Source organism: Staphylococcus sp. 8AQ (assembly GCF_902506595.1).
GTDB classification, from domain to species: domain Bacteria; phylum Bacillota; class Bacilli; order Staphylococcales; family Staphylococcaceae; genus Staphylococcus; species Staphylococcus pasteuri.
In genome coordinates this window covers 186,712-199,709 of the sequence record NZ_LR733871.1, presented here as the reverse complement: position 1 = coordinate 199,709, position 12,998 = coordinate 186,712, and the positions used below count along the sequence as shown (strand labels likewise).

Here is a 12,998-nt window from a genome sequence, read left to right as displayed (position 1 = left end):
TTATATTTTCACTTTTATATTATAACGATTCCTTATTACAAATGTACTAATAATGAATAACAAAACGCATTCTTAAAATGACAATGTTGTCACTTCAGACATGCGTTCAATGACTTCATTTTGTTGTGGGAATATGAGACTAAATGTAGTTCCTTTACCTACAACAGAATCTACTTTAATTTCAATACCTAATTGTGATTTAACACTATCCACTAAATATAGCCCCATGCCTGATGACGTCGTCTCATTTCTATTAGCCGTGGACGTATAACCTCTATCAAAGATACGAGGCAAATCTTTTTGGCTAATGCCACGTCCATGATCTTTAATTTCTAGTGTAATATGGTTATCAGTTAATTTACCGCTTATTTCAATCATATTATTTTCACTATATTTCAGTGAATTAGATAAGATTTGTCTTATCATCATTCGGCACCATTTCAAATCTGTATAAACGTTAAAATCATCAGTAAAATTCAATTCAAAACCTATACCTTTTATCTGGCTAATATGTCGTGTTAGTTGAATTTCGTCAATAACCATTCTTTTTAAAGAAACGTAGTCAAAATACATATCTTTATTTTGTGTTTCTAAACGTGTTAAATATAATTGTTTATCTAACATTTCATTGATACGCGACCATTCATATAATAATGCTTGTTTACGTTGAGCATCTTGTTCTTGGTCGATGATTAATTTCAATGCTGTAACAGGTGTTTTAATATCATGAACAAATTCAGTTATACTTTGTTCGTGATTATTGATTTGTACTTGTTGTTCTAAAACCTTATCCTTTTGAGTAGTAATATTACGATATAAATAATCTACTATTTGTTGTTGGAATGGTGTTTCAGCCAAGTCTTTATGTTTAATTTCTTCAATTTCTTTGTTCTTTTCAAAATGCTTCGTCAATCTCGATTCTTTAAAGAAAGTAATGATAATAAATATGATACTCATACCTAAATTAAGCACCACAATATACCATACACTATCAGCAGAAATATCATAATCGATATATGAAATGCCTAGCATAACAAGATTGATAAATACAATCCATATAATCCAATTTATACGTGATTTAAAAAACAACCAAAACCATTTAAAGTTATTCATGAGCCATATACCCTTTACCTACTTTGGTTTCAATAGCACTATCCATCCCTATTTCTGATAGCTTCTTTCTTAATCTATTTACATTAACAGTTAATGTGTTATCACTAACAAAGGCTTCATCGTCCCATAAAGCAGTAATCAATGTATCTCGTGAGACAATTTGATTTCTTTTGTTAACTAACATTTCTAAGATAATCATTTCAGTTTTAGATAAGAAAATGACTTTATCCCCTTTTTGAATACTATCTTTCGATAAATCAACGGTAGCATCTTGCCAGTTTAAAGTACGTTTTTCTTCAACCCCAAATTCATACACTCTGCGATAAACAGCTTGTAATTTAGCAATCAGCACATTAGTATAAAATGGTTTTTGGATATAATCATCTGCACCTAATTCCATACTCATGACTTGGTCCATTGGATTATCACGAGATGATAAAAATAAAATGGGCACGTTAGATACTTGTCTCATTTTTCTACACCAATAAAAACCATCATATTTCGGTAATTGTACGTCTAATATTACTATCTCAGGATTAAATGCTTCAAAAGTATCCATAACATTGCTGAAATCATCTATCCCTACAACATTAAAATCCCATTGCTCTAATTCTTTTTTCAATTCTTGAAACAGTGTGTTATCATCTTCAACTAATAAAATTTGCATACGAATCACCTAATTATTTTGTATATTTGATTTTTTCTCCTGATTGAATACGTCCTTGGAAATGTTTGATACGACAATCTACTTCAAATCCACGCATCATCATTCCTTGTAATGGTGCTTGTACAAAATAATACACAGGCCAAAACATTTTCGGAATGTAATCAAATAGATGTACTAAAACAATTGCATTACCTTTTAATAGACGGAACTCTAATTTCCCTTGTTTCTTCGCATTCGATTTAACTAATCTTCCACCAACTAATTGCAATGTAATTAAATCTTTTTCAGTAATCATTCTTTTTAATATAGCTAAAGGCTTATTTTTATTTTTAACATAAATATAATAATAATCATTACTTTTATAAGTCTTTACAATTGTACCTCTCGTTTTATCAAGCCAATTAAAAAAGTATTCTACAACTTGATTGAGCGTCCATTTTTTAGGAAGTACTATTTTCGTCGCAGTTCTGACATCATCATACTTTGAAACTTGTAACTCAACATTAATATGTGGACGTTTTATTTCTAATTGTGTACGTTCAACAGGCACACCATATGCACCCAAACGTTCAATCGTTTGATTATCATTACGACTTCCTGGTATATATACTAGCTTTTTAACTTGATTTACTGCTGCTGCCCTTCCAAAATTGTCAGCAGCAATTAAATTCAAATCTCGCGCCGTCGCTTGTGTCAATTTTGCAGAGTTTTTAGTTGGATCTAAATAAAAAATAGCTATATCAATATTTTTCATAGATTCAACCACATCTTGATAATTAAAAATATCACTTTGTAGCCAAGTCATATTTGTCGTAGCTTCATGTTCTGGTTTAGGATACTTGGACAATACATATAATTCAGCATCTTCTTCAATAACTGAACTTAAATGTTTCCCAATATATCCTGTTCCGCCTGCTAAAAGTACTTTTGGTTTCATATTTTAACTCCCTTGTGTATAATCTACACTCCAACTGTATTATTGCACGATTTAAAGCAATCTTAACTTATTTATATTATAATATAGAAGTAATCGAAACTTAAATGAATATAGGAGTGTTTTCATGCCTCACGCTATTCGTGAAATTAGTATAAAAGACGTAGATAATTTTATTGAATTACTTACCAAAATTTATGATGAATCTGAATTTACTTTCTACAACCCTGGTGAATACGCACCTACTACTTCTGAAGTTATTAAAAGATTAGAAGATTATATTACTTCTTCATCTAAAGCCATTTATGTTGCTGAGAGTGATGAACAACTTGTTGGCTATGCATTTGTAGGAACAGAAACATATGAAAGAACACGCCATGAAGCTATCATCTATTTAGGTGTTAAAAACCTTTATCAACAACATGGTGTTGGACAAGCTTTAATTAATGCAATTGAAGCTTGGTCACTCAACCACAATATCCGCCGTATCGAAGCTACTGTTGTGACAGAAAACGATAGTGCAGTCAATTTGTTTAAAAGTACTGGGTTCCAAATTGAAGGCGAATTAAAGGATAAGTTATTTATTAATAATAAATATTACAATGAATATGTGATGGCCAAAATTTTAAATTAATGCTAATCTCTGTATATTAAATATTATCATAAAATGTATTTAAACAACGTAAAGTAAAATTCCATCATGTATAGAAAATACCGTTAAAACACATATTTCAAGTGTTTTAACGGTATTTTCATTATAATAACTATTCACTAAATGGATCTAATTGAACATCTTGGTTTATATTATTGTTTCCATTTGTGTTTGATTCATTGTTACGTTCAACACCTGAAGAAGAAGTATTTCTACTTAAAAATAATAAGACGCGCTTAATATTTTCTTTTGACTCAGGTTTTTCTAAATGAAATTGGTATTGATGATGTAAATGGTGAGACCCATTATAAAATAATGTATCTACTGGTACATCTTTTTCTTTAAGTTTTTTATAAAAATCAATATTTTGACTATAAAAAGGATCTGCATCTCCTACAGATAAGAAAGTTGGTGGATATTTATTAGTCACTTGATTTATTGTGGACATTTGAGATAAATTTTTAAAATTACTTTCCCAATTTGTCATACCAGTATAACTTCTCATAAATAATTGTATTCTCGGAAATTCTGTCGCTTTTACAGTTTTCATATCATAGAAACCACCAAAGAATATCGCTGCTTTAATTTGTGAAGGTTTGAATTCTGGTTCAAATTTCATTTCATCTCTTAATGATTTGTTTGTTTGCATTGCAACATATTGACTAGTTAATTGTGCACCAGCTGAATCACCGCCAATAATCACTTGATCAAAATCAATTGGTAAATCATGTTCATTAGTTTTGATAAATTTAACAGCCTTATTCATTTGTTCAATTGGTGTTGGATATTTATATTGTGGTGCTAAAGCGTAATTGACGTTGACAACAATATAACCTTGTTCAGCAATTTTAGATAATAAAGGATTTTTATATTGTTTATCTCCTGCAATAAAGCCACCACCGTGCATCCAAAAAATAACAGGTAATTTACTATCTTTACTCATGTCTGATGGCATAATAATATCCAATTTACTATTTGGAACACCTTGGCCGTATGAAATATTTTGCAATAATTTAACATTTTTATTATTTATTTGGACTTTTTCTTTATTTTGGTGATTATGTTCTTGATCATAATGTTTTTTTAATAGTAGTCCTATACAAACACTAACGATTAAAATAACACATATCGTAATAAACAACCATTTATGTTTTGCCTTCATGATTGATTGTCCCCTCATAAAACTTTACTTATATTATAAATTAAAATCTTAACTTTATTTAAAAAAAGCAATTCATCTTTAATTGAATAAGATGAATTGCTTTTAAGGTTAAATCAATCATATTCAATAGTAAAGTGCATTTACTTTTTTATAATTAAGCAATATGATCTTTATCATCACTTTTACGTTTATAATATTTTACAAGCACTGCAACAACTATAAATAAACCAACAATTCCCATGATGTTGTATAAATAATTAATTAAGTCTGCAAATCCTACGAAACTTAAAATATAAGCAGCAATCATCATGATAATAATAAATAGATGATATTTCTTACTATATGGTTCTGTGAATCGTGCAGCAAATGAATAACATAAACCTAAGATTGTATTGTACATTACAGCTAGCATAATAATAGTTAATACTAAACCAATCCAAGGATTAATTGCATTCGCTAAGTTTAATGTAGGTATCGCAGCATCTTTAATTTTTGGATATTCTGCTTGTAATGCAAAATTAATCAATGCAAGTAAGATTGTGTATACAATACCACCGAATAATGCTCCAGCACCTGATACTTTTCGTTTAGATGCATCACCGCCAATAGCAACAACTGTACTAAATCCTACCGCGAAGGCGAGTCCTCCATATTGGATACCTTTTAAAATACCAAATATAACACTTGGTTTATCTACTGTTTGATTAACATCACTTAATGGCACTGAACCATTAAATAAATAATACACTGCTACTAATACTACTATTATAATTAAAAATGGAGTAACAATTCCTAGAGCTCTTACAATTTTATCGAAATCAAGTAATAGTGTGCCGTAAATGACAACTGTCATTATCAAAGCACCTAGCCAAACAGGAATATGAAAGCTTTCCTGGAATGTTGAACCTGAACCAGCAATCATTGTAACGGCAATTCCAAATAAAAAGAACACAAGAATGTAATCAAATATTTTACTGAATTTTTCACCGAATACATATTGTAGCGTTGATTCATGGTTTGTAGCTTCAAAAGCCGTACCTATTTTAGCTACTTGTCTACCTATAAAACCTAAAATTAAACCTGATAATAATACACCAATATATGACCATAAGCCATACGGTGTGAAGAATTGCATTACTTCTTGACCGGTTGAAAATCCTGCGCCGACTACTATGCCGACATAGGCGAAACCAATTTTGACAGCTTCTTTATTCAGCCCCATGAAAAAATAACCTCCTTCATTTTACACACGTTGAATTATAACGTACTGCTTTTTAATTGCAACCCAATCCATGTAGCTAAAAATATCTTAAATTCCCAATTTAGACTTTGATATCAAGCATTTTCGGATATTCCCTAAATTCAAATTTTAAATTTTCTAAACATTCAAACAATTTATTTACTATTAAAAAAACCACTGAATTGATTTTACACAATTCAATGGTATTTACAAAAATAAGTCTAAATATTAGATTTTTAACGAGCATCGCGGTGTTGATTTAACTCATTAATATCAACTACTACGTTGTCCATGCGTTTCGCTGTATCTTTTAATACATTACGAGCCACATTATTGTTTGGATCTAATTTAAGAATTCGTTTAGCTATATCAAAAGCCTTTTTATCAGAAATAACAGGCTCTGGAATTGCATGTAGTAACAGCATTTGTAATAAGCTTTTAACTTCATTTCCGTCAGTAAGTTTTATGGATGAATCTGCATGATAATAAGCAGAGTGTAAAGCACCTTCATAGTCACTAAGTGGATAAACAAGAAGTAAAAATGCTAAATCGTGCATTTCAGGTGTTTCTTCCACTTTCATCATATCTAAAATACAAGTATAGAACATCATACTTTCTACTTCATGTGCACTTGAAATATATGCTTCTTCAAATTCCATAAAATCTGTTTCGGACATTAATTGTCTTACTAAATCAAACTCGCCATTCAATACATGTTTTTTTATAAGATGTTGCATGGCAATGTCCTCCTATTAGCCAGATTTTATCGTACATTTAATATTAATCATATCACATATAATCTTAACTTTCATTTCAAAAAATAAAATTCAACTTAATAAATGATAATTTCATTTAAAATGATGTTTGTTTTACTTCATCAAGAGCATCAGACATACTTCCACCTATTGATAATTTAACTGCTGCTGTAAAACTTCCTTCTACTATTGGCGCGTCTACTTTAACAATTTTATATGGCCCATCATACATATCTATAGCCATATCAATATTCATTTCTGATGATCCAATATCATAAAAGCATAATGCATCTTCTTCTAGTCCATTAATTAATTGCTGTACTGTATCAAAAGATGTACCAATATCTCCATTTACACCACCATTAGCTACTACATTAACATCTGATGCCATTTGTTGTAATAATGCTTTAGTGCCATTAGCTATAGCTTCACTATGACTAATGATTACAATTGTCGTCATTATCTTTCATCTCCTATTAATGCATTTAAAACATAAACCATACTTTGTGCGCCCGGATCCATATATCCTTTAGAAGCCTCTTTATAATATGAAGCACGTCCCTTTGTTGCAACCATATCAATAGTCTCGTCTGCAAAACTTTGTAGTCGCTCTAAATTAACTTTTTCGTCTGCTTTAACCGCTTCGAATGTTCGTGCTACAACATCATACATTGTCTTTTCGTTTAGTTCAACCTTGCCACGTTTAGCGATAGCTTCGGTAAATGTTTCAAGTAAAGTTACTAAGTTATCGTGGTCAATATCATCACTAACGACTTCTGCCATTTTAACAAAACTAAACCCGTATAAGGGACCTGAGGCACCGCCAATATTGGACATTAGTGTCATGCCAGTAGATTTAAATAAATTTTTCATTGAACTGTCGTCTACTTTATCTTTTAAATTTTCGAATCCTCTTAACATATTTACACCATGGTCTCCATCACCAATAGCTCTATCAAGTTCTGTTAATGTATCTTCTTGTTCTTTAAACGTATTTTCTAATTCTAATAAGTGTTGTTTCGTTGTATTAATATCCATTATTAGCCCTCCTTGTTATTTTTTATTGATTAAGCGTTAAAATATCGACTAGTCGTTGGTGCAAGTAATGCTTCTAGGAGTTTTTCAGAATAAGGTACGATTGTGATTGAAAATCCTTGCATATCTAATGATGTCATATAATCTCCCACATACCAATGTTTCACATTTACATTTTGAGCCTCAAAGTATTTTTTGATATATGACGTTGTAATGTTCAGTTCAGACAATGGTGTGCCACCCATACCATTGACCATTACGATAACATTCTCAGTCTCAACTTCTTTTAACAATGCATCACCTAAATGCTTCACAATGTCATCAATAGACTCCATTTTTTGACGATGTAGTCCTTTTTCACCATGAATACCAATACCAATTTCAATATCATTTTCATTTATATCAAATCCATATTTACCAGTTGTTGGTACCATTGGTGGTGTTAATGCCATTCCAATACTTTTAATAGTAGGTAATATATTTTCAACTTTAGATTTAATATCCGCTAACGACTCGCCATTCTCTGATAAATAACCCGCATATTTATGAATGAAGACTGTACCAGCAACTCCACGACGCTGTTCTACATCAGATACAGCAATATCATCCTTAACAACAACCATATCTACATTAATATCTTCCATTTCGGCCATTTCTTGAGCCATTTCAAAATTCATTACATCTCCAGCATAATTTTTAACAATTAATAATACGCCATCACCAGTATCAACATATTTAATAGCTTCTAAAATTTTATCTGGCGTTGGAGAAGTAAATACCTCACCACATACCGCAGCATCAAGCATACCTTGTGCAACATATCCAGCATGTGCAGGTTCATGACCGCTCCCTCCACCTGAAACGAGTGCTACACCTGATGTCTTTTTATCTTTTTTAACAATGATTGTATCTTCAATAATATCTAGCTCAGGATGTGCAATTAAAAATCCATCAAGCATATCACTTAAAAAGTCTTGTTTATCTTTAATTAGTTTCTTCATTGTTAGCCCTCCTTTGTCATTCATGTCTATTATAAATCAACCCTTTTAGAAAACGTTAACAATATACATAACAAAAGAGCGAAGCCTCCTAAAGACTTCACTCTTTTTCACACAATTTATACACTTTTAGTTTTATACATAAGATATAAGAAATAAGGTGCTCCAATAATAGCGACTATAATACCCGCTGGTACGCCAGTTGGTTCTAAAATAACTTTACCAAAAGTATCTGAGAATACTAATAGGAATGCGCCAACTAGTACTGCTATTGGTAAAAATAATTGATGACGTGGACCAACGATTCGTTTAGCTATGTGTGGTCCCATTAATCCAATAAATGATATAGAACCAGCCACTGCAACAGCTACTGAGGAAAGTACGACTGCAACAAAGAATAACACCATACGTTCTTTGCCCACTTTAACGCCTAATCCTTTAGCTACATGTTCGTGTGTATTAATAATATTAAGTTCATTAGATTTATAAAATAAATAAGGTAATATCACAATAATCCATGGTAAAAAGGCAGCGACGAATATCCATTCATCTCCCCATATATTACCTGCAAACCATGTAGCAATAAATTCAGATTGATCTTCATCAAATTTTGACATTAAAGTGATTGAACCGCCATATAATGCAGTTTGCATACCTACACCAATTAATACCATACTTGAAGGTGTGACACCATTTCGCTGATTAATACTAAACATAAATATAACTAACGCAGTTGCTACACCACCTATGACACTAATAATTGGTAATACATAGACAAAATTGTCAGGTTTTATTTGTCCTATCGTAATAAATAAGGCAATAGCAAAACCACCACCAGCATTAATACCTAAGATACCTGGTTCAGCTATTGGATTTTTCGTGACACTTTGAACAATTGCGCCACTCATACTTAAAGCAGCTCCTGCTAAAATAGTAATCAACATTCGGGGCAGTCTAAAATCCACCAAAATGAGTGTATCTGTATAGTCGCCCTGACCAGTCAATATTTTAAAGAATTTACTTACTGGTATATTATATTCACCGGAGGCTACGCTCCACGTACAAGCTAAAAAGACTAATATTACAAACGTAATAAACGTGATGATTTGTTTGCGTCTTAACTTACTGTCTATCATATAGAACGTCCCCCTCTTTTAACTAAATATAAGAAGTAAGGAACGCCAATAAATGAAATAATTGCACCTACAGGCGCGCCACCTAAATATCTTGCTAACATATCAGCAACTAACATTAAAATACCACCTAATAAAGCAGTCAAAGGTAACACTTTAGCATAATCTGTTCCAATTAAAAATCTAACAATATGTGGCACCATTAAACCTACAAATGCAATTTGTCCTACCATTGAAACAGCAACACCAGCAAGTATCATTGATAAAACTAATATCACAACACGAATTACTGTTACATTTTGTCCTAAACCTTTAGCTAAAGATTCTCCCAAGTTTAATATCGTTAATTGTTTACTCATCGTAAGAATAATAAGTAACGCAATTATAATGATAGGCGCAGTCCATATAATTTGAGACCATGTTGTACCTGATACACCACCGGCACTCCAAAATGTAAGAGATTGGTTTAATCTAAATATGAGTGCTACACCTTGACTTAACGCAGTTAACATAGCACTTACAGCTGCACCAGCTAAAATAATACGCATAGGATTAAATCCGTCTTTTCTTGAACGGCCAATCATTAATACAATTGTTCCACCTAATAATGCACCAAGAAATCCTGCAATCATTAGTAATGTAAAAGGAGCTTCTGGATAAAAGGCATATGTCAGTGCTAATCCGAATGAAGCGCCAGAGTTTAATCCAATTAAACTTGGATCTGCCAAACTATTTTTCGTTACGCCTTGAATAACTGCACCTGCAACGGATAAAGCCATACCTACTAATATAGCACCTAAATCTCTAGGTATTCTAATTTCACTTATTACATTGTGTTGTTGGTTTTTTGGATTATAGTTGAAAATTGCATCTATTATAGTTGGAATATTAATTTTGGCATCACCATATAAAATAGATAAAAATAGCGCTATTGCTAGCACTATTATTCCACCTATTAAATAAGAGATAAATTTAACATTGCCCTTTTTGCTTGGATTTGACATTATATTCATACCTTTTCTATATGATTTATATTTATCTATTACTTTTTATGATGAGTATGATTTATTACATAAGTCATAAGTAACTAATAGTGGTTTACCTGTTCTAGGATCTTCACTTAATACAACATCAATGTTAAACACTTGCTCTAAAATGTCTTTAGTTAGTATTTCATTAGTTTCCCCATTAGCTATAATTTCTCCTTTTTTCATAGCAATAAGATGGTCTGAGAAACGGATAGCTTGGTTAATGTCATGTAACACCATAATAATGGTACAACCTTGTTCTTCATTTAATTTTTGAACCAATTCTAATATTTCTAATTGATGAGAGATATCTAAATAAGTTGTTGGCTCATCTAAGAAGATAATATCAGTACGTTGTGCTAAAGCCATTGCAATCCACACACGCTGTCTTTGACCACCACTTAAGTCATTGATTGAACGATGTCTAAATTCTGATGTTCCAGTAACATCCAATGCCCAATTAATTTCTTTTTTATCTTCTTCAGATAAACGACCAAAGCCTTTTTGATGTGGAAATCGGCCATATGAAACCAATTCGCCTACTGTTAAACCATCAGCAACTTCTGGTGATTGTGGTAAAATCGCTATTTTTTTAGCGATTTCTTTCGTAGATTGGGAATGAATACTTTCTCCATCTAAATTAATTGATCCATCTTTTACGGATAGTAAACGAGAGAGTGCTTTTAATAAAGTAGACTTTCCACAACCATTTGGTCCTATAATTGATGTCACTTTACCATCAGGAATCTCAACATCTAGATTATTTATAATAGTCGTATCGCCATAACCAATTGTTACTTGTTCACCATTTAAACGACTCATAATTCCCCTACTTTCTAAAAAATTACTTTATATTCAGAAAAGGTAACTGTACTTTTATATTTTTAATATCAATGTAATTGATAATCATTATCATAATGGTTATTATAACATTTCCACTATTTTTTGACTAATAAATTCATGATTTATTATAAATTGTCAATTAAAAAAACCACTTTAAGTTAACTAGAATGACTTAAAGCGGTCTTATAAATACTTTTTTATTCGTCTATCAAGAATCCATTTCCATACACATCTCTCACATCATGAATAACAAGGAATGCTTGATGATCAATATTTCTAATGATTTTTTTAGCACGTGATACTTGTGTCTTAGTAATAACTACATAAAGTACATCTTTCTCTTCTCGAGTATAATATCCATGTCCATTTAAAATAGTTAATCCACGACCAACTTGTTCGTCAATCGCTTTAGCCACTTCTTCTGGTTTACTTGAAATAATCGTCATCGCTTTCTTAGTATTTAAACCTTCTATTACATATTCCATGACCTTAGTACCTATATAAAGTGAAATAACTGTAACTAGTGCACGATCTATTGAAATAACAGTTAAAGAAATCACTACTACAATTAAATCGAAAAATAATAAAGCATAAGGTGTACTCACATCTAAATATTTATGTGCAATTCTAGCTAAAATTGTTGTTCCAGCCGTAGTTCCTCCAGCTAAAACAATTACTCCAATACCTAAACCAACACATGAGCCACCAAAAACTGCATTGACAATGACATTGCCTGTTTCAATATGCCAAGAATCAGTTAAACTTAGGAATACAGAAATTAGGACAGTTGCTACAATGGTCAAATACATACTACGTTTACTTAAAAACTTATATCCTACAACAATTAAAACTGCATTAACTACAAAGTTAACTATGGCTGGAGATAAATGGAAAGCATAATATAAAACAATAGCTAAACCAGTAACGCCACCTTCACCTAAATTACCAGAAATGATAAATGCATTGACGCCTGCTGAAAAAATAAATGATCCAACTATAACTAAGATTAAATCTCTTACTAATCTCTTCAAGCAACCACATCCCTATTATTATTTTTTTTTATGATTAACAAAATGTTAGCACACGCACATATCCTCCTACAACACCGCTTCTTTAAATAATTCGTATTTTGAGTATTTTATGTTTAAAACCATAATTTTTAAAAGTAAGAAACTTCATTTTAATTACTGAGATGAGTGTGTTAACTAAATTTTAAATTTTCAGAATTTTTAATTTACTTTTCACTATTTCTTTGTTATACTTACATTAACTTCTTTAGTAAAGAAGTTATCTCCTTTGTGTTGTTTATAGTAACAAAACAAATTTTGCTCGAAGTACTGTAACAGTACCTAGTCCTTACCGTTACAAGTACATTAATATTCATTTCCCATAAAAGCCAAGTATAAGAAGTGTGTCCTCACTTACTATACTTGGCTTT

General features: G+C 31.2%; 14 protein-coding genes. 1 reads left to right on the top strand and 13 read right to left on the bottom strand.

Annotated elements, in window-relative coordinates; genetic code table 11:
• Positions 1-72 precede the first annotated feature (72 nt).
• The 3 genes from GVY01_RS01025 to GVY01_RS01015 are packed head-to-tail and all read right to left on the bottom strand — an operon-like array spanning position 73 to position 2,717.
• The gene (locus tag GVY01_RS01025) at positions 73-1,113 is read right to left on the bottom strand and encodes a sensor histidine kinase (RefSeq protein ID WP_017637222.1); all 1,041 of its coding nucleotides are present in this window, start codon (positions 1,111-1,113) and stop codon (positions 73-75) included.
• Positions 1,106-1,780 carry a response regulator transcription factor GraR/ApsR gene (gene graR, locus GVY01_RS01020; RefSeq protein ID WP_017637221.1) on the bottom strand — a complete coding sequence of 225 codons (675 nt, stop codon included), beginning with the start codon at positions 1,778-1,780 and terminating at the stop codon, positions 1,106-1,108. The genes GVY01_RS01025 and graR overlap by 8 nt, the downstream gene beginning before the upstream one ends.
• 13 nt (positions 1,781-1,793) lie before the next feature.
• Positions 1,794-2,717, bottom strand: coding sequence for an NAD-dependent epimerase/dehydratase family protein (locus GVY01_RS01015; RefSeq protein ID WP_017637220.1), 924 nt, complete (start codon positions 2,715-2,717; stop codon positions 1,794-1,796).
• Between the two features lie 124 nt (positions 2,718-2,841).
• Here GVY01_RS01015 and GVY01_RS01010 point away from each other — a divergent pair, with 124 nt between their 5' ends.
• Entirely contained in the window at positions 2,842-3,348 is a 507-nt protein-coding gene (locus GVY01_RS01010) for a GNAT family N-acetyltransferase (RefSeq protein WP_017637219.1), read from the top strand.
• A 130-nt stretch (positions 3,349-3,478) separates the two neighbouring features.
• Here GVY01_RS01010 and GVY01_RS01005 read toward each other — a convergent pair whose 3' ends face one another.
• The 10 genes from GVY01_RS01005 to GVY01_RS00960 all read right to left on the bottom strand — a co-directional run bounded on the left by GVY01_RS01005 (position 3,479) and on the right by GVY01_RS00960 (position 12,591).
• A complete protein-coding gene (locus tag GVY01_RS01005) occupies positions 3,479-4,528 on the bottom strand; it encodes an alpha/beta hydrolase (protein ID WP_017637218.1) in 1,050 nt (349 codons plus the stop codon).
• A 154-nt stretch (positions 4,529-4,682) separates the two neighbouring features.
• On the bottom strand, positions 4,683-5,750 hold the full coding sequence (locus tag GVY01_RS01000; protein WP_017637217.1) for a YkvI family membrane protein: 1,068 nt from the start codon (positions 5,748-5,750) through the stop codon (positions 4,683-4,685).
• 254 nt (positions 5,751-6,004) lie between these two features.
• Positions 6,005-6,505, bottom strand: a complete 501-nt coding sequence (locus GVY01_RS00995; protein WP_017637216.1) for a hypothetical protein — start codon at positions 6,503-6,505, stop codon at positions 6,005-6,007.
• 115 nt (positions 6,506-6,620) lie between these two features.
• The gene (dhaM, locus tag GVY01_RS00990; RefSeq protein WP_017637215.1) at positions 6,621-6,983 is read right to left on the bottom strand and encodes a dihydroxyacetone kinase phosphoryl donor subunit DhaM; all 363 of its coding nucleotides are present in this window, start codon (positions 6,981-6,983) and stop codon (positions 6,621-6,623) included.
• The gene (gene dhaL / locus GVY01_RS00985) at positions 6,983-7,561 is read right to left on the bottom strand and encodes a dihydroxyacetone kinase subunit DhaL (RefSeq protein ID WP_017637214.1); all 579 of its coding nucleotides are present in this window, start codon (positions 7,559-7,561) and stop codon (positions 6,983-6,985) included. The genes dhaM and dhaL overlap by 1 nt, the downstream gene beginning before the upstream one ends.
• A gap of 29 nt (positions 7,562-7,590) precedes the next feature.
• The gene (gene dhaK, locus GVY01_RS00980; protein ID WP_017637213.1) at positions 7,591-8,559 is read right to left on the bottom strand and encodes a dihydroxyacetone kinase subunit DhaK; all 969 of its coding nucleotides are present in this window, start codon (positions 8,557-8,559) and stop codon (positions 7,591-7,593) included.
• 116 nt (positions 8,560-8,675) lie between these two features.
• Positions 8,676-9,692: a FecCD family ABC transporter permease gene (locus GVY01_RS00975; RefSeq protein ID WP_017637212.1), complete on the bottom strand. Its 1,017-nt coding sequence runs from the start codon at positions 9,690-9,692 to the stop codon at positions 8,676-8,678.
• On the bottom strand, positions 9,689-10,693 hold the full coding sequence (locus GVY01_RS00970; RefSeq protein WP_026083479.1) for a FecCD family ABC transporter permease: 1,005 nt from the start codon (positions 10,691-10,693) through the stop codon (positions 9,689-9,691). The genes GVY01_RS00975 and GVY01_RS00970 overlap by 4 nt, the downstream gene beginning before the upstream one ends.
• A gap of 45 nt (positions 10,694-10,738) precedes the next feature.
• On the bottom strand, positions 10,739-11,539 hold the full coding sequence (locus GVY01_RS00965; protein ID WP_017637210.1) for an ABC transporter ATP-binding protein: 801 nt from the start codon (positions 11,537-11,539) through the stop codon (positions 10,739-10,741).
• A 218-nt stretch (positions 11,540-11,757) separates the two neighbouring features.
• Positions 11,758-12,591 carry a YitT family protein gene (locus GVY01_RS00960; protein WP_017637209.1) on the bottom strand — a complete coding sequence of 278 codons (834 nt, stop codon included), beginning with the start codon at positions 12,589-12,591 and terminating at the stop codon, positions 11,758-11,760.
• Between the last annotated feature and the right edge of the window lie 407 nt (positions 12,592-12,998).